Source organism: Enhygromyxa salina, assembly GCF_000737335.2.
Taxonomy (GTDB): Bacteria; Myxococcota_A; Polyangia; order Nannocystales; family Nannocystaceae; genus Plesiocystis; species Plesiocystis salina_C.
The window spans coordinates 97,346-114,619 of sequence record NZ_JMCC02000013.1; the positions used below are offsets into that span (position 1 = coordinate 97,346).

Genomic DNA, 17,274 nt, shown 5'->3' on the forward strand with positions numbered 1-17,274 from the left:
GCAAGGCGGTGTCGTTTCGGCGAGACAAGGCTCTTCAGGCAGCTCAGCAGCACGCTGCCCGTGGTGACTTGTCCGCCGCGGTCGGCGAGTACCAGACCGTCGTCGAGCATCAGCCCGACGACGCGGCAACTTGGGTCCTGCTGGCCGACACGCTGCACCGCGCTGGGGACGTCGACGCCGCCGTCGACCGCTACGTCCACGCAGCCAACCTGCTGTTCGAGGCGGGCGAGCTGCCCAACGCCCTGCAGATCTACCGGCAGGCGCTCAACCTCGCGCCCGAGCGCTACGACATTCACCTGCGCACGGCCCAGGCCTTCGAGCAGCTGCGCCGCTACCCGGAAGCCGTCGCGCTCTACGAGAAGGTCGCTGGCGTGTACCTGCGCAGCGGCAACACCCGCGAGGCGCTGCAGCTCTACGAGCGCGTCGCGGATCTGATGCCCCGCGAGATCGCCAAGCGCCTGCGCCTCGCGGAGCTGTTCTCGCGCGAGCGTCGGGTCGACGACGCGGTCCGGCACTTCTCGGCCGGCGCCGACTTCCTGCGCCAAGCGGGGCGCCCCGAAGAGTACGTCCGGGTCGCCGAGCGCCTGCTCTACCACCGTCCACTCGACGAGGTCACCCGCGAGCTCGTTCGCGTGTACCTCGAGCTCGATCAGCCCCGCCGCGCGCTGATGAAGCTCAACGAGCTGCTGCAGCGCCAGAACAACGACCCCGAAGGCCTCGAGCTGCTCGCCGACACCTTCGTGCGCATGGGTAAGGCCGACAAGGCCTGCTCGGTCGTGCTCGAGCTGGTCAAGCATCAACGCCAAGCTGGCCCAACAGGGATCCGCACCAGCGTTCGCGTGCTTCGCAAGGCGCTCGGCTGGGTTCCAAACAACAAGAAGCTGGAGAAGGCGCTGGAAGAGCTGGGCGACGTGCCCTCGCCGACCCCGGCCCCCACCCCGCCGCCTCCTCCCGGCCGTCCAGATCCGCAGACGCTGGCGATCCCAGCCGACGACGACGATGACGACGACTTCGACGAGATCGAAGAGTTCGACGAGATCGAAGAGCTCGACGAGATCGAAGAGCTCGAAGAGCTCGAAGACGACGACGAAGCCGCGTCCGCGTCCGCGGCCCCGCCTGCTCCTGCCCATCGTCCACCGCCCCCGCCCACCACCGACGACTCGGCGGCGGTTCGACCCCGGCGCCACTCGCTGACCGAAGAGGTCATCTCCGAGGGCACCCAGGGCGGCAGCGACGACGCCGAGTTCGACACCGACAAGCAGCTCGAAGAGATCCGGGTGCTCATGAAGTACCACCTGTTCGAGCACGCCCTTGGGCACGCCGAGCAGATCCTCGCGGCCTCGCCCACGCACACCCAGGGCCTCGAGCTCTCGGCCGAGATCCTCGCCGCGCTCGGCCGCAACGACGAGGCCGCCAACGCCCGGGCTCGGCTCGCGGCCCAGCTGATCTCCCGCGACCCCGCTATCGCCGCGCGGCACGTCGAGCTGGCGCTGGCGCTGATCCCCAACCATCCGCTCGCGTCCGAGCTCGGCGAGCGGCTGTCAGAGATGTCCGGCGTCGACGTTGGCGTCGCCAGCCACGACGACGCGCTCCCGCGCGACGATGATCCGCTCGGCTCGCTCGATCTCGACGACGACATGCTCGGCCCGATCGAGGCCAGCGACTCGCTGATCGGCGACGTCGAGGACCTCGAAGATCTCGATCATCTTGATCATGGCATCACGACCAAGTTTGGCCGCGACGCGCTCGATGCAGCCCAGGCCGAGCTCGACGACCCGCTCGACGGCTCCGAAGACAGCGGCATCGACATTCGCTCCGCCGATCCCGGGCTCCACGGCCAGCTCAACCAGCTCGGCGACGACGACTCGGACTTTGCGATCTCCCTGGACCAACGCGCCGAGCATGAGTCCCAGGCAGAGATCCGCTACGAAGATCGGTTTGGCCTTGGCGGCGACGAAGACGAGCCCACGCTCGGGGACACCGACGATCACCTCAACCCGTCGCCGCCCGAGCCGTCTCCGATCATCGGCCGCATCGAGCCCGACGCCGACGCCGGCGATCGAGACGAGGACAACCCGTTCGGTGATGTCGACGATGACGACGAGCCCGATCCCGAGCCCGAGCCAACGCCAGAACCCGAGTCGCGGCCAGCCGCGTTCGGTGTTCCCGACGACGACGACGACGACGAGCCAAGCCCGGCGCAACTGGGCGAGCCGTCCTCGGCGGATCTGATCGGTGTTCCCGACGACGACGACGACGACGAGCCCGAGCCCGAGCCCGAACAAGAGCCCGAACAAGAGCCCGAGCCCGAACAAGAGCCCGAGCAAGAGCCCGCCCCAGAGCCCGAAGACTGGCTCGACCTCACCGCCGAGCTCGAGGAGCTCGAGTTCTACCTCGCCCAGGACCTCGAAGAAGACGCGCTCGCTGCCTACAACGACCTCGTCGAGCTGTTTCCAGGCCACCCCGAGCTCGCCAAGATCGCCCACCGGTTCCCAGACGCCGCCGGCGCTGCCGCGGCCGTCGAGGTCGCCGCCTCTGCGCCCTTGCTCGACCTCGAGGACGAAGACGAGGACGAGATCGACTTCCTCGCTGGCATCTTCGACGACGCCGCCCCAACTCAACGCAAGCAACGCGAGGTTGCGATCCAGACCCACGAGGTCACCGACGCCGACGCCAGCGACCACTTCGATCTTGGCACCGCGTACCGCGAGATGGGGCTCCACGACAAATCCTTCGCCGAGTACGAAATCGCCGCCAAGGACCCACGCTGGCAGGCCAAGGCCCTCGTCATGATGGGCAACCTCAGGCTGCAAGGCGGCGATCTCGAGGCCTCGGTCGAGCTGTTCGCCCAGGCCGTGGAGGCCGCCCGCACCAAGGACGAGCGCTGCGAGGCCAACTACGAGCTCGCGATGGTGAGCTTGGCGATCGGTGAATTCGAGCAAGCCAGGGCCGCCCTCGAGCGCGTGGAGCCCGGCTACCGCGACCGCGACGATCGCCTACTAGAGCTGGAATAGACCCTTGCTTTAGACCCCCACAGCCGCCTTCGCACTTCGCAGGTGCCTTTTTAGACCCCCACAGCCGCCTTCGCACTTCGCAGGTGCCTTTTTAGACCCCCACAGCCGCCTTCGCACTTCGCAGGTGCCTTTTTAGACCCCCACAGCCGCCTTCGCACTTCGCAGGTGCCTTTTTAGACCCCCACAGCCGCCTTCGCACTTCGCAGGTGCCTTTTTAGACCCCCACAGCCGCCTTCGCACTTCGCAGGTGCCTTTTTAGACCCCCACAGCCGCCTTCGCACTTCGCAGGTCACTCGCTTCGCTCGCTCCCGGCGGGCTGGCTGTCCGCGACCGCATGTGTGGCCCCCTCGAAGGGGGCTCTTGTCTGGGCACCTACGGCCTCCTAGCGGCGCTCCATCTGCGGGCTCTTGTCTGGGCACCTACGGCCTCCTAGCGGCGCTCCATCTGCGGGCTCTTGTCTGGGCACCTACGGCCTCCTAGCGGCGCTCCATCTGCGGGCTCTTGTCTGGGCACCTACGGCCTCCTAGCGGCGCTCCATCTGCGGGCTCTTGTCTGGGCACCTACGGCCTCCTAGCGGCGCTCCATCTGCGGGCTCTTGTCTGGGCAGCTGCGGCCATCGCTCGGCGCTCCATCTGCGGGCTCTTGTCTGGGCAGCTGCGGCCATCGCTCGGCGGTCGATCTGCGCCTTCGTGCTTCGCGGGTCGCTCGGTTCGCGCTTCGCGGATCACTCGCTTCGCTCGGTTGATCTATGGTCTGGAGCTCGTCATGAAGAAAATTGGTCCGTCTACTCTCGCCGTTCATGGTGGTGAGCCGCATGTTCGGCCGAGCCGCTCGATCACTGAGCCGCTCGTGTTGGCCAGCACTTACCCGTTCGAGCACACCGAGGAGCTGCACGCGTTCATGCAGGGGGAGCTCGAGCGGCCCGAGGAGTATGGGCGCTATGGCAACCCCACGGTCGCGGCGGTGGAAGCCAGGCTCGCGGCGCTGGAGGCTGGGGGGGCCGAGGGGTTTGGCGCGGTGCTGATGGCCTCGGGGATGGCGGCGATCACCTCGACGCTGCTGGCGATGCTCCGCGCGGGCCAGCACGTGATCTTCACGGCCGACGTGTATCGCAAGACGCGGGTGTTTGCGCGGAGCTACCTCGACAAGTTTGGGGTCGCGGTCGACATCGTCGAGCCAAGCCTGGCGGCGATCGAGGCTGCCGTTCGCAGCGAGACCAAGATCATCTTCACCGAGGCCCCGACCAACCCCTACCTGCGGGTTGTGGATCTCGAGGGCGTCGTGGCGCTGGCCAAGCGGCACCGGATCAAGACCATCGTCGACGCGACCTTCGCAACGCCGATCAACATGCGCCCGTGTGATCTTGGCGTCGATCTGGTGATCCACTCGACGACCAAGTACCTGGGCGGCCACAACGATCTGCTTGGCGGAGTCGTGGTCGGGCGCAGCGGTCTCGTCGAGGCGATCCGCGAGCAAGTTGGCACGCTGGGCGCGGTGTGTGATCCCCACAACGCGTTCTTGCTTGGCCGCGGGCTCAAGACCCTCGCGCTGCGGATCGAACGGCACAACCGTAGCGCGCTTGCGATCGCCACCATGCTCGAGGAGCACCCCAAGGTCGCGCAGGTCTGGTACCCGCTGCTGGCCTCGCACCAAGACCACGCGACGGCGCGGCGCTACCTCAGCGGTGGCGGCGGCGTGGTCAGCTTCGAGGTCCACGGCGGACTCGAAGCTGGCACCAAGCTCGTCGACGCGGTCCGGATCCCCAAGCTCGCGCCCAGCCTTGGCGGGGTGGAGAGCCTGATCGAACAGCCAGCGCTGATGAGCTTCTACGACCAGGGCCCCGAAGGGCGCGCGCAGCTGGGCATCCGTGAAGGGCTGATTCGCCTGAGCGTCGGCATCGAGGACCTCGAAGATCTCCGCGCCGACCTGCTCGCCGCGCTCGACCAAATGTGAGTTTCCCATGAGCCACGCCGTGGCCCCGGGTGGGTCCGCCCAGCGCTGCACACGCTCATCGTGAGGATGCGTCGAGAGGCCCCTAGAGGCCCACACATGCCATCAAACAGCCATTTGCCAGCCCAGCGCGCCAGCGCGGCGAGCTACCAAGGGCGAAGCGGCCGTGCAGGGCAAAGTGCAGGATCCACGCGGGGGTATGATATAGCGCCGTGCTTCAGCCATGGACAGCCAGATCGAGCAGATTACCCCTGTCGAGTGCCGCGTTCGGGTCACGGTTCCGTGGACGACGGTCGGCCCTCGCCTCGACACCAAGCTTCGCACCCTCGGACAAAAAGCCCGCGTCCCGGGCTTTCGACCTGGCAAGGTCCCAGCGCGCGTGCTCGAGAAAATGTTTGGCAAGAGCGCCCGGCAAGAGCTCGCCAACGAGCTGTTCCAGGAGACCTTCCAGACGGCCATGTCCACGCACGAGGCCAACCCCCTCACGCAGCCGGTGCTCGAGTCGAGCGCGCTCGAGAAGGATGCGGACTTCGTCTACGCCGCGCGCTTCGAGATCGCGCCGAAGATCGAGCCCAAGGACTACAAGGGCGTGCCGGTCCGCCGTCGGCCCGCGACCGTCGACGAGGCCAAGGTCGAAGCCGAGCTGGCCAAGAAGCAAGAAGAGTTCACGGAGATCCGGCCGATCGAGCGCGAGGGCGACGACGCCCGCACCACGACGCGCGACGGCGACGTGTGGACGGTCGACATCGACGGCAAGATCGGCGACGAGCCGCTCAGCCGCAAAGACCTCGAGATCACGTTGGGCAAGCCCGACACCGAGGTCGTCCCCGGCCTCGGCGCAGAGATCGCCAAGTTCGATCTCGCGATGGTCGGCAAGTCGCGTGAGGTCGTGTTCGTGCCCCCGTCCGAGCGGGTCAAGCCGCAGTTCCGCGACAAGCCCGTCAAGCTCGTGATCGCAGTGCGGGACGTGCGCGAGACCGTAGTCCCCGAGCTCGATGACGAGTTCGCCCGTGACACTGGCGAAGCCGAGACCTTGGAGGAGCTCAAAGAGCAGATCCGCGCCAAGGTCAGCGAAGAAGACACCGACGTCGCCGAGCGCGAGGCCCGCCAGCGGCTGGTCGAGGCGCTGCTCGAGCGAAACGAGTTCGATCCTGCCCCTTCCATGGTCACGCGTGAGGTCCAAGCGCAGGTCGACATGTTCAAGCGCCAGCTCGCCCAGCAGGGCATGACGCTGCAGCAGATCGGCAGCAACGAAGCGCAGATGGCCGCGAACATGCGCCCACAGGCAACCTTCAACGTCAAGGCGTTCCTGCTGCTCGAGGCCATCCGCAAGGCGGAGGGCATCGAGGTCCCCGAGGAAGAGCTCGAGGAAGAGGTCAAGCAGATGGCCGAGGCGCAGGGTCAAAACCCCGCGCGCCTGCGTGCAACCATGGAGAAGAACAACCAGCTGCTACTTCTGCGCGCTCAGATGCGAGAAGAGCGGGTCTTGGACTTTCTCATGGGTGCCTCGGAAGTCACCGAGGCTCCCGATCCAGTCGAGACCAACGACGACGCCGCGGGCGAAGGCGAGCCCACCCCCGAATCGGCTTGAGCCGTTCCATTGGACTCTTGGGAGTGCCATCGGACCAACTTTGGCAGCCCGCGCCTGTAACGACCCTCTCCATTTTGGTAGGGTCGTGTTGGCTTGCCAGGCGCCAGCGTGGCACCCATCATCGTGTGCCCACTACATGATCGTTCAACGTCGTCCAACCAGTGACGGCGCCAGACGTAGCGACGCTGCTGCAACCGTCAGCTCTGCGCCTGCTGCATGCAAGATGCACACTCTCCTGCCCCACTTCCGGCGGCCTCTTCGCGATTTTCCCCAGCCTTGCAACCCAGCGCTCTCGCGTTCAACATACGAGAGACTGTAACGGAGCCTACGAATGCCCGTCTTCGGTGACTACACTCCGCATACCATGAGCATCCCCTTCGTCGTGGAGCAGACCCACCGCGGTGAGCGCTCGTGGGATATCTACAGCCGCCTCCTCAAGGATCGGATCATCTTCCTTGGCGACCCGATCAACGACCGCGTTGCCAGCTTGGTGATCGCGCAGCTGTTGTTCCTCGAGTCCGAAGATCCCGACAAGGACATCCGGCTCTACATCAACTCGCCAGGTGGCGTCGTCACGGCCGGTCTCGGGATCTACGACACCATGCAGTACGTGCGCTGCCAGGTCGCCACCTACTGCCTCGGCCAGGCCGCCTCGATGGGCGCGTTCTTGCTCGCGGGCGGCGCCAAGGGCAAGCGCTTCGCGCTCCCGAACGCGCGAATCATGATTCATCAGCCCCACGGTGGGGCTTCTGGGCAGGCCACGGATATCGAGATCCAAGCTCGCGAAATCCTGCGTCTGCGTGAGATGCTCAACTCGATCATGGCGAAGCACAGCGGGCGCACGATCGACGAGATCCTCGCAGACACCGATCGCGACAACTTCATGAGCGCCGACGAGGCCAAGAAGTACGGCCTCGTGGACGAGGTCCTCCGACGCGACGACGACGCCTCGGGCCCAGAGGGCGCGGACAAAGAACAGGGATAAGTATGCCGGCGAACAACAAGGGAAGCGGAAACCTGAGCTGCTCGTTCTGCGGGAAGTCGCAGAAAGAGGTCAAGAAGCTCATTGCTGGGCCTTCCGTCTACATCTGCGACGAGTGCATCTCGCTGTGCAACGACATCCTCGCCGAGGAAGTCCAGAAGGAAGAGCGGCAAGAGGGTCCGGGCAAGGTGCCCAAGCCTCGGGACATCCGGGTGATCCTCGACGACTACGTGGTGGGCCAGGACTGGGCCAAGAAGATCATCTCGGTCGCGGTCTACAACCACTACAAGCGGATCAACGTCAAGAACACGGCCGACGAGCCCGAGCTGCAAAAGAGCAACATCTTGCTGCTTGGCCCAACCGGCTCGGGCAAGACCCTGCTCGCGCAGACCCTCGCGCGGATCCTGGACGTGCCCTTCGCGATCGCCGACGCGACCAGCCTGACCGAGGCGGGTTACGTGGGCGAGGACGTCGAGAACATCATCGTCTCGCTGCTGCAAAACGCCGACCACGACGTGGAGAAGGCCCAGCGCGGGATCATCTACATCGACGAGATCGACAAGATCGCGCGCAAGGGTGACAACCCCTCGATCACGCGCGATGTGTCCGGTGAGGGCGTGCAGCAGGCGCTGCTCAAGATCCTCGAGGGCACGGTCGCCTCGGTCCCGCCCAAGGGCGGCCGCAAGCACCCGCAGCAGGACTTCTTGCAGGTCGACACGACCAACATCCTGTTCATCTGCGGCGGCGCGTTCGCGGGCATCGAGGACATCATCGAGGCGCGGGTCTCGGCCAAGACCATGGGGTTTGGCGCCAAGGTCCAGCGCAAGCAAGAGAAGCGTCACTGGGATCTGCTGCAGCAGGCCCAGAGCGAAGACCTCATGAAGTTCGGGCTGATCCCGGAGTTCATCGGTCGCCTGCCGGTCGTCGCCCCGCTCAAGGAGCTCGACGAAGAGGCGCTCGTCTCGATCCTGACCGAGCCCAAGAACGCGCTGGTCAAGCAGTACAAGCGGCTGATGCGAATGGACGGCGTGGAGCTGACCTTCGCAGAAGATGCTCTGCATGCGATCGCCCGCAAGGCCAAGGAGCAGCGCGCTGGCGCCCGTGGGCTGCGGTCGATCCTCGAGCGAGCAATGCTCGAGGTGATGTACGACATCCCGAGCGTGGACAACATCGCAGAGGTCCACATCAACGCCGAGACCATCACGGAGGACAAGCGTCCGGTGTTGGTCTACGAGGACAAGAAAGAAGCGAGCTGACGGTTGCTCGCTCCGTGATGAAAAAGCCTGCGCTCGCGCGGGCTTTTTCTTTGGTTCGTCCAGCCGACGAGGGGCCCAGCCAGCCGACGTGGGGCCCAGCACCCCCAGCGTCCGCCGAAGGCACCCGAGCCCCCTTCCAGGGGGCCACACATGCGCCCGCGAACAGCCAGTCCCGAGGAGCGAAGCGACCAGACGCGCCAGCGGCTGCAGTCGGCGAAGTCCAAGGTCGCTGTGGGGGTCATAGATTTGTCCGCTCAGGATAGAAGCCTACGCAGGGCGACTCCGTTGAACCCGCCACGAGGTCGCACGATGGCTCAACGAACCGCACTGCTCGCCCCCGTTCTGCTCTGTTCACTGCTTGCCCCGGGGTTGGCCCATGCGGCGCCGCCCGCCGAAATCGCGGCCGAGCCAGCTCCCGCGGCCGAGCCGGCCCCCGCGCCCGTCCCGATTGAAGTCACTGCCTTTGCGGCGCCAGCTGATGCGAGCCCGCCTGTCGAGGGCCCCGTCGCCGGCGATCCCACGACCCACGCGCCCGCCGCCGCGCCTGTGAACCCCGAGCCCGAGGTGTTTCCAGACGCAAACATCGTCGACCCCGACGACTACGAAGAGCCCGACTACTACGAAGAGCCCTACGACCCCGGACCGGAGAAGCGCACCACCCTCGAGCTGCAGTCGGGCTACTTCGGGCTCGGAATTGCGCCCGGCATGACCATTCATCACCGTGGGTTTCATCCGAACACGCGCTTCGAGCTCGAGTTTGGTGGGACCCTCGAGCACGAGTACCGGGATCTCGCGCTTTCGTTTGGCGTCGCCACCCAAGTCACGCCCTACTACGAGCGCAAGACGCCCAGCTTTGGCGCGGACGTGACCTCCACCGTCGTGCTTGGGCCCATCTACCTGCGCACGGGGCTGGGCGCGGTCGGTGGGCTGCCGCGCAACCACAACCTGCAGAACACCACGGCGGCGATCGGTGGTGTGGTCGGGACCGGGCTGACCTTCCATCGCGCGCCCCAAATCCGCGTGGGGGTCGACTACGACTTGCGCGTGACGACCAGGCTCGAGCCGATCCACACCGTGTTCATTGCGCTGCGCCTGGCTTGCTGCCGCAGCGACTGACCCGCGATCGCACCCGGCGGGTGCCGGCCGCGCTCAGTGGCCGTTGTTGAAGGTGTCGACGGCGAGCTTGCCGTTGGTCTGGAAGCCCCTCTCTGCGGCGCGGGCCTCTGCCAAGCCGGAGGTTCGCAGCACCCACATGCGCTCGACGCCGGTGACCTGCTCGTTCTCGCGTGCGTGGATGTCGATGATGTTGTTGCCCGGCTGCAGGGGGACTTCGGCCGAGAACTCGAGGCGGCCGGTCGTGGGATCGACGGCGGCCTCGTAGTAGACCTTCTCGGCGCTGCCAAACAGGTTGCGCGAGGGGTTGTAGACCGTGATGTAGACGTCGCGGACCTGCTCGCCGTCGATCGCCGTGCCGCTGATCGTGATGGTCTCGCTGGCGGTCTGGGCTGAGAACGGGGCCAGCTCGATGTGCGGCGGCGAGACCGAGAACACGGGCGTTGTGGTGCCCGGCTTGCGCGGCGCGGCGCTGTCGAGCTCGACCCGGTTGGCCTCGATGTAGGCGTGCTGATCCTTGCCGAGCTCGAGCTTGTGCCAGCCGCCAGCGGTGCCGAGCGAGGCGAAGCGGGTGCCGCTGGGCGCCTGGGCCAAGATCGCACCGTTGGCGTCAGGGGCCGCGTAGAGATCTACGGCGCCGCCGCCCGCCGTGCACGTGACCCCCTGCTTGTTCGCGTCGAAGCTCAGCGACTTGCTGATCGGGAACACGATCTCCTCGGTCACGTACTCGCCGATCTTGTTGTCGCTGACGGTGAGCTGCAGCTCGACCTCGTTGACCGGCTTTTGGACCTCGAAGCCAAGCTCGACGAAGTCCGACTTGCCGACCGCGAGCGCGCCGAGCTTGGCCCGGCCGTCGTGGAGGAACACGGCGTCGCCCGAGCCGTTGCGCAGCTGCACGCGGGCGTCTTGGGCGTCGCCGGGGCCAGAGTTTTGGACCCACACACGCAGCTGCACGCGCTCCCCGACCTGCAGCAGGCCGTCGCCGTTGCCGGTGATGTCGTGGCCGTGAGCCGGGTCGTCGAGCACCTGGTAGCCGTAGGCAAAGCTGGGGCGCGGGATGCCCTCGGCGGCGATGTCGATCCAGGTGGGCGTGCCCTGCTCGAGCACCGCGCCGTGCTGGGAGACCACATGAAAATCAATGCGATCGACCCGCGACAGCTCGTAGGCCGAGACCGAGAGCTTGAGCGTCGCCTTCTTGGTCTCGCCCGGCATGATCTTGCCGAACAGCAGCTCGCGCTCATCGAAGTAGTTGTAGTCGCTGTCGGAGATCGCCCGCACGCGGTAGGCCGGCGCGTCGCCGGTGTTGGTGAGCTCGACGGTCAGGACCCCATGCTCGCCGCCGCGGATCGTGTGGTTGGGCTTGTCCGTGCTCAGCGCGAGCGAGAGCGCGGGCGCAGCGTTGGCGGTTGGGGCCGGGCCCTCGGACCAGTCGATCTTTTGGGACGCGAGGCTCTTGGCGATGCGGGCGTCCTCGAGCTTGGCCTGGGCCGCCGTGAACTGCGGCAGCGCGGCAAGGATGTCGCTGCGCCGCGAGCTGGGCGCCCAGATCGCGAGGTCGCGCGCCATCCGAAGCTCGGGATCTTCGAGGAGCAGATCCACGCGCTTGTCGGTGTTCTCTTCGAGCTCGACGCGGGTCAGCGCGCTCGAGCCATCGTTGGCCGAACCTTGCTGAAGAAAGTACAGCGGCCCCGCGGTGATCACCTGCTGCTTGGTCTTGGCGCTCTCGAGGTGCGAAGACAGCGACTCTTCGCGGACCAGATCAAACCGCTTGCGCCCGTAGTAGGCCAAGTACTCTTCACCCACGAACACCGGCACGGTCTCGAGGTCGGGGCTGACACCGACCGACTGGATCGAGACGTCACCGGGGGTCAGGTACTGGGCGATCGTGAGCTTGAGCGCGAGCTCGGTGTCGGCGACGCGGCGATCGTGGAGCACCTGGACCGAGCCCTTACCGAAGGTCCGACGCCCAACGATGACGGCGCGGTCGAGGTTGCGAAGCGCCCCGGCGACGATCTCTGTGGCGGAGGCGGAGCCCTGATCCACGAGCACGACCAAGGGCACGTCGGCGAACTGGTACTGACCGTTGGCCTTGCTCTCTTCGCGGGCCGAAGCGACGCCGACCGTGGACACGATCGTGCCGCGATCCACGAACGCGTCGGCGACCTCGACGGCCGCCGTCAGCAGGCCGCCAGGGTTGTCGCGCATGTCCAAGACCACGCCGCTGACGCCGGCCTTCTCGAACGCGGTCAGCTGGTCACGCAGCTCCTTGCCGGTGGTCTGGGCGAAGTTGCGGGTGATCTGGACCAGGCCGATCTTGATGTCGTTGCCCTGCGCGTCCTTGCCCGGGAGGATCTCGCCGACGACGCTGTCGAGCTTGATCAGCGCGCGCTCGATCGAGAATTTTTTGGGCTTCTCGAGCCCCTCGCGGCGGACGTAGACGGCGATCATGCTGCCGGCCGGCCCGCGCATCAGGCCCACGGCCTCGTTGAGGGTCATGGTCACCGTGGACTCGTCGTCGATCTGGACGATGCGATCGCCGGCCTTGAGCCCGACCTTGCTGGCGGGGTTGCCGGGCAACACGCGGATCACCGTGAGCTCGCCCTCGCGCATGCCAACCTCGATCCCGAGCCCGCCAAAGTGACCCGAGGTGTTGGTGCGCATGTCCTCGAACGCGTCGGGGCGCAGCAGGTTGGTGTGCGGATCGAGGGTGGAGAGCACGCCCTCGACCACGGCGTACTCGGCCTCGCGCTGCTCGTCTTCGCTCAGGGAGGCGTGATCGTTGATGAACGAAAAAACCTCGCGGACCTGGGGCCCGACCGCCCACAGCGCGTTGGCGTCGGCCGCGAACTCGCGCTCGGTGGTGCCAACGCGGACCTTGACCTTGCCGTTGCCGGATGGCTTGACCAGGACCTCGGGGATCGCGGCCTCGAGCGCCTCGAGCCCGGCCATGGTCATGACCGAGGGATCAACCCGCTGCGGCTCCACGTAGTACTTGCTGATGTTCCACAAGGTCCAGTCGAGCACCCGCAGATCCATGGGATCTTCGTCGACCCCAAGCCGGGCGTGATCGCCGAGATCCCCGCGCCCCGCCTGGGCCTCCGTGTCGGCCAGCGCGGTCAACCCCAGCGCGAGCGCCAGCGAGCCGAGCACGACGGCGGGAGTGGACCAAGTACGTCGAGCTGGGGAGCCGCTGCGATTCACCACCCGCCGAGTTTAGACCCGCGCACCCGCATGAGCCAGGGACTGTTGCCAGCGCGGCCGACGTTTTCTCGTTTGTGTGGGGTTTCGGCTCGGGTCAGTTTTTTGGCGGCGGCGAACGCCTGCTGGCTGGTCTGCACGGAGCGCGGTCAGATCTGCCGTGGGCAGGGGGTAACTTCGTCCCGCGATGCAGTCTGGCGTAGACTCCGCTCAGATGGGCAACGGTAAGGGCAAGTCGGCCGAGGTCGACGCCGAACAGCGACTCCCCGCCAAGCGCGAGCAGGCGGTGCCTGCGGTCGTCGATGTCGATGCCGACGACGACGAGGGCGACGACGACGACAACGACAGCGACGACGACGACGACGTGCTGCCAGACGTCAGCCCCGCGACCGACGAGGAGCTCGACCAGATCGCGGCGTCGCTGGCCGGGGCCAAGCTCCCGCGCTCGGCGCCAGAGAGCAGCCGCGCCCTGGCCGTCCGCGACCCGATGGCCGCGTACATGTCCGAGGTCCGCCGCTACCCCTTGCTGACCCGCGAAGAAGAGCACGACCTCGCCGTCGAGTGGGTCGAGAACGGCAACAAAGAAGCCGCCAAGCGGCTCGTGACCTCGAACCTGCGCCTGGTCGTGAAGATCGCCAACGAGTATCGGCGCGGCTACCAGAACCTGTTGGACCTCGTGCAAGAGGGCAACGTTGGGCTCATGAAGGCCGTGCAGAAGTTCGACCCCTACCGCGGGGTCAAGCTCTCGACCTACTCGGGCTGGTGGATCCGCGCCTACGTGCTCAAGCACATCCTCAACAACTGGCGCCTGGTCAAGATCGGCACGACCCAAAACCAGCGCAAGCTGTTCTTCAACCTTCGCAAGCAACGCGACGCCCTGGTCCGCGCTGGCGTCGATCCAACCGCCGAGAACATCGCCAAAGAGCTCGACGTCTCCCCCGAAGAGGTCGTCGAGATGCAAAAGCGGATGGCGGCACCCGACGCCTCGCTCAACGCCCCGCTTGGCTCGGGCGGCGACGAGGGCACCAGCCGCACGCGCATGGACACGCTCGAGGACGACGCGGGCGGCCCCGAGGATCAAGTCTCGGGCGATCAGTTCAAGCGGCTGCTCCACGACAAGCTGCGGACCTTCGGCGCCACGCTCTCGGGCCGCGAGGCCGAGATCTTCACGGATCGCTTGGTCGCCGACGAGCCGGTGACGCTGCAGGATCTTGGCGAGCGCTGGGGTGTCAGCCGCGAGCGCGCGCGGCAGGTCGAGAAGCGCATGGTGTTGCGGCTGCGGGCGTTTCTCCAAGAAGAGCTCGGCGACGCCGTGCAGATCGCCCTTGGCCAGGAGTAGCTAGCCTTTTATGACCCCCACAGAGGCCTTCACACTTCGCAGGTCACTCGCTTCGCTCGCTCCCAACGGGCTGGCTGTTCGCTGTCGCATGTGTGGCCCCCTAGAAGGGGGCTCTTGTCTGGGCACCTGCAGTTGGGTGGGTGCCTCTCCATCTACGTGTTCCATTATGGCCCCCGCAGCCGTAGTGCACGTTGCCGACGTCGGCCGCTTCGCGTCTGGTCGGTCGCGTGGCTGTTCGCATCCAACGCGTTTTCCGGCGTGCATGGGTCGCGCTGGGGTTGGAGAGACATAGCGAGATGGCGGGCAAGCTGGTGCTGATCGGGACGCCGCTGGGGAACCGCGAGGACCTGTCGGATCGGGCGCGGCGGAGCTTGCTCGAGGCGGATCTGTTGTTGTGCGAGGACACCCGCTCGCCGCAGCGATTGCTGTCGGACGCGGCGTTGCCCGAGCGCCTGAGCTGCTTCGTTGGCAATGAACATCAGCGGGTCGAGCTGCTGCTCGAGCGGCTCGCGGCGGGGCAGACCGTGGCGTTCGTGAGCGAGGCGGGGCTGCCAGTTTGGAGCGACCCGGGGCGGCTGTTGGTCGCGGCGGCGGTCGAGGCAGGCTTCGAGATCGACGTGATCCCCGGACCGACGGCGGGCACCTGCGCGCTGGCGGCTTCGGGGTTTCTCGCCGAGGGGGCGCGGTTCTTGGGGTTCATCGCCCGCGGCGGCAAGCAGCGCGACGCGACGCTCGATCAGCTCGCGCTCGAGACCGGCGCGGCGGTGATCTACGAGGCCGGCAACCGAACGCCCGCGTTGCTGCGCGAGCTCGCGACTCGGGTTGGGTCGCGCCGCGTGCTGATCGCTCGCGAGCTCACCAAGCTGCACCAAGAATGGCTGCGCGGGACCGCGGCCGAGCTGGCCCAACAGATCACCGAGCCGCTGCGCGGCGAGGTCACGCTGGTGATCGAGGGCGCGCTGCCCAAGGACACCCACGACGAGGTCGACCCTGCGGAGCAAGCCGCGCGGGCCGTGCTGAACGTGATGCTGGACGCGTCGCTCAAACCCCGGGCCCGTGCCAAAGCCCTGGCGAAGCTCACCGGACTCGATGCCCGCGCCCTCTACGAGCGCTTGGCAACTTAGAGAGGCTCGGCTCGTGCGCGGCTTCGCCTTCGCGCGCGTCGCTGGGCACACTCTCAGCAGCCGCAGGTCGCTGGCTGCTGAAACGGATCGCAAGCCGCTGGACCGCCGCAGACGATCTCGCACTCGACGAACGCCCACACACCCATCTCGCACACGGCGATCGTCGTGTCGTCGACACACGTGGGCACCGATGACGGATCACACGGGGTGTCCTCGCTCGTGCACCAACAGCTCTGCTCGCCTTTCTCGCTCTCGAGGCAGCCAACTTCATCCAGCCCCGCGTCTGCGCACACGTCCGAGCAGGGAGTTGTTTGGAACTGTTGAACCTCGTCGCACACGGCGACCGTGCTCTCGTCCACGCACGTGGCTTCGCTCGGCGTGCAACCGGATGGATCGAGGAGCTCGCAGATGCACCTGCCGTCGCAACCGACGGAAACGTAGGCCGGTCCGAGCTCGGCGCACACGCTCGCGCAGTCTCGCTCGACCCAGACGTTGGACTCACAAGAAATGGCGGAGTCGTCATCCAGGCAAAGGTCGTACGCAGATCGACAGGGGTCGCCCACCTCGTAGAGCGGCGGGGCCGGATCCTCGGTGCACCCGAGCAACAGCGACACCGCGAAGCACTGCAACATTCGGCTGGCCATCACGGTTCTCCCTCGACCGGCCGCGGGCCCAACGAGGGCCAGATCGCGAGGTTCACCTCGCCCCCGTCGTAGCCGAGCAAGGCTAACCCGATCTCGTGCTTGCCGGCTTCGAAGTAGAGATCCAGGATCGGGCCACCCTCGTAGAAGTGAAACTCTTCGTCGATATCACCCCAGTAGCTCGGCGGTACGTCCACGCCGAGGAACGCGTCGGCTCGGATCGCCTCTTCGAGGGGTCCTGTGGCACATCGGCTGAGGAAGATCCCAAAAGCATTCGAACTCACCGAATAGTACCCAGCGGCTGGAATGACAAAGGTGCGTTCGACCATCAGGGCAGTCCCACGGGCACGCACGTCCTCCTTGGTGTCGCAGTCGATGTCGACAATCGTCCGCCAGCCGCCGAGATCATCCATGAAGTCGAGTGGCGCCCCATCGCAGGTGTCCAGGCTTGGGTATCCGTACGGCGCCTCGGCGAAGTACATGGCCTCGGCCGCGGCGAAGTCCAGACCGTAGACATCCGCGAAGCGCTTGTCGGCGTGCTTTCCCAACCTCACCAGCTCGCCGAGCTTCGCGGTGCCCCAGGTCTCGCGCAGCCATCGCACGAAGTGTCGAGCCGTGCGTCGATCCACGTTCAAGGCCGAGAGCCCCAGGTTGTCCGCGGGCGCCGTGACGCCAAACCGGGTCAGCTCCCCGCCGTAGACGTCCGCGAGCCCTTCGACAAAGAAGGGCACAAAGTATGGAATCGGAGCGTGGACCAACTCGTGCTCGAGGGCGTACCGCGTCGTGTGAATCACGGTCCCGTCGGCCGACGTGCATCCAATTATCCTGGGGTCCGCGGGACAGTAGTGCTCTCGAGCCGTCTCCCACGTTTCCTCCGGCCAGATCGACACCGAGACCTTCTCCTCGACCGAGAAGCCGAGATCGTCTTCAATCCGACCAAGGATCGCTTCGAACGCGAGGAGGTCCCCGGCGCACAGCGGCACCTCTGGATCCGTGTGGATGCGGAGGTGCTCGGTCTCGTAGGAGAGCGGAAGCTCAGGACCGCTGTCGCACGCGAGCAGTAAGC

Annotated in this window: 11 protein-coding genes; 8 read left to right on the forward strand and 3 right to left on the reverse strand. The window is 66.6% G+C overall.

Annotated features, from left to right (window positions below):
* Positions 1–8 precede the first annotated feature (8 nt).
* The 6 genes from DB30_RS06975 (at position 9) to DB30_RS07000 (ending at position 9,909) form a co-directional block, all read left to right on the forward strand.
* Positions 9–3,014, forward strand: coding sequence for a tetratricopeptide repeat protein (locus DB30_RS06975; protein WP_146658198.1), 3,006 nt, complete (start codon positions 9–11; stop codon positions 3,012–3,014).
* 765 nt (positions 3,015–3,779) lie between these two features.
* Positions 3,780–4,967 (forward strand): trans-sulfuration enzyme family protein, encoded by a 1,188-nt coding sequence (locus tag DB30_RS06980; protein WP_052547208.1) that lies wholly within the window; start codon positions 3,780–3,782, stop codon positions 4,965–4,967.
* 220 nt (positions 4,968–5,187) lie between these two features.
* The gene (tig, locus tag DB30_RS06985) at positions 5,188–6,555 is read left to right on the forward strand and encodes a trigger factor (RefSeq protein ID WP_052547196.1); all 1,368 of its coding nucleotides are present in this window, start codon (positions 5,188–5,190) and stop codon (positions 6,553–6,555) included.
* A gap of 364 nt (positions 6,556–6,919) precedes the next feature.
* Entirely contained in the window at positions 6,920–7,540 is a 621-nt protein-coding gene (clpP, locus tag DB30_RS06990) for an ATP-dependent Clp endopeptidase proteolytic subunit ClpP (RefSeq protein ID WP_052547209.1), read from the forward strand.
* 2 nt (positions 7,541–7,542) lie between these two features.
* Entirely contained in the window at positions 7,543–8,793 is a 1,251-nt protein-coding gene (gene clpX / locus DB30_RS06995) for an ATP-dependent Clp protease ATP-binding subunit ClpX (RefSeq protein ID WP_052547197.1), read from the forward strand.
* A gap of 309 nt (positions 8,794–9,102) precedes the next feature.
* Positions 9,103–9,909 carry a hypothetical protein gene (locus tag DB30_RS07000; protein WP_146658199.1) on the forward strand — a complete coding sequence of 269 codons (807 nt, stop codon included), beginning with the start codon at positions 9,103–9,105 and terminating at the stop codon, positions 9,907–9,909.
* A gap of 33 nt (positions 9,910–9,942) precedes the next feature.
* Here DB30_RS07000 and DB30_RS07005 read toward each other — a convergent pair whose 3' ends face one another.
* Complete coding sequence (locus DB30_RS07005) at positions 9,943–13,056, reverse strand: MXAN_5808 family serine peptidase (RefSeq protein WP_052547199.1); 3,114 nt, start codon at positions 13,054–13,056, stop codon at positions 9,943–9,945.
* Positions 13,057–13,318: 262 nt separating this feature from the next.
* Between DB30_RS07005 and DB30_RS07010 the strand changes: the two genes are divergently transcribed.
* Both DB30_RS07010 and rsmI read left to right on the forward strand, forming a co-directional pair.
* Positions 13,319–14,443, forward strand: a complete 1,125-nt coding sequence (locus DB30_RS07010) for an RNA polymerase factor sigma-32 (protein ID WP_052547200.1) — start codon at positions 13,319–13,321, stop codon at positions 14,441–14,443.
* Positions 14,444–14,739: 296 nt separating this feature from the next.
* Positions 14,740–15,567, forward strand: a complete 828-nt coding sequence (gene rsmI / locus DB30_RS07015; protein ID WP_052547201.1) for a 16S rRNA (cytidine(1402)-2'-O)-methyltransferase — start codon at positions 14,740–14,742, stop codon at positions 15,565–15,567.
* A gap of 53 nt (positions 15,568–15,620) precedes the next feature.
* Here rsmI and DB30_RS07020 read toward each other — a convergent pair whose 3' ends face one another.
* Together DB30_RS07020 and DB30_RS07025 are read right to left on the reverse strand one after the other, a co-directional pair.
* Positions 15,621–16,211 (reverse strand): hypothetical protein, encoded by a 591-nt coding sequence (locus DB30_RS07020; protein WP_052547202.1) that lies wholly within the window; start codon positions 16,209–16,211, stop codon positions 15,621–15,623.
* A partial coding sequence (locus tag DB30_RS07025) for a hypothetical protein (protein WP_052547203.1) occupies positions 16,211–17,274 on the reverse strand: 1,064 nt, incomplete at its 5' end. The genes DB30_RS07025 and DB30_RS07020, both read right to left, overlap by 1 nt.

Excerpts from the sequence above, each read along its gene's own strand:
- DB30_RS07020 (WP_052547202.1), bottom strand. The coding sequence starts at position 16,211 with ATGGCCAGCCGAATGTTGCAGTGCTTCGCGGTGTCGCTGTTGCTCGGG.
- DB30_RS06980 (WP_052547208.1), top strand. The coding sequence starts at position 3,780 with ATGAAGAAAATTGGTCCGTCTACTCTCGCCGTTCATGGTGGTGAGCCG.
- clpP (WP_052547209.1), top strand. The coding sequence starts at position 6,920 with ATGAGCATCCCCTTCGTCGTGGAGCAGACCCACCGCGGTGAGCGCTCG.
- DB30_RS07010 (WP_052547200.1), top strand. The coding sequence starts at position 13,319 with ATGGGCAACGGTAAGGGCAAGTCGGCCGAGGTCGACGCCGAACAGCGA.
- tig (WP_052547196.1), top strand. The coding sequence starts at position 5,188 with ATGGACAGCCAGATCGAGCAGATTACCCCTGTCGAGTGCCGCGTTCGG.
- DB30_RS07000 (WP_146658199.1), top strand. The coding sequence starts at position 9,103 with ATGGCTCAACGAACCGCACTGCTCGCCCCCGTTCTGCTCTGTTCACTG.
- rsmI (WP_052547201.1), top strand. The coding sequence starts at position 14,740 with ATGGCGGGCAAGCTGGTGCTGATCGGGACGCCGCTGGGGAACCGCGAG.
- clpX (WP_052547197.1), top strand. The coding sequence starts at position 7,543 with ATGCCGGCGAACAACAAGGGAAGCGGAAACCTGAGCTGCTCGTTCTGC.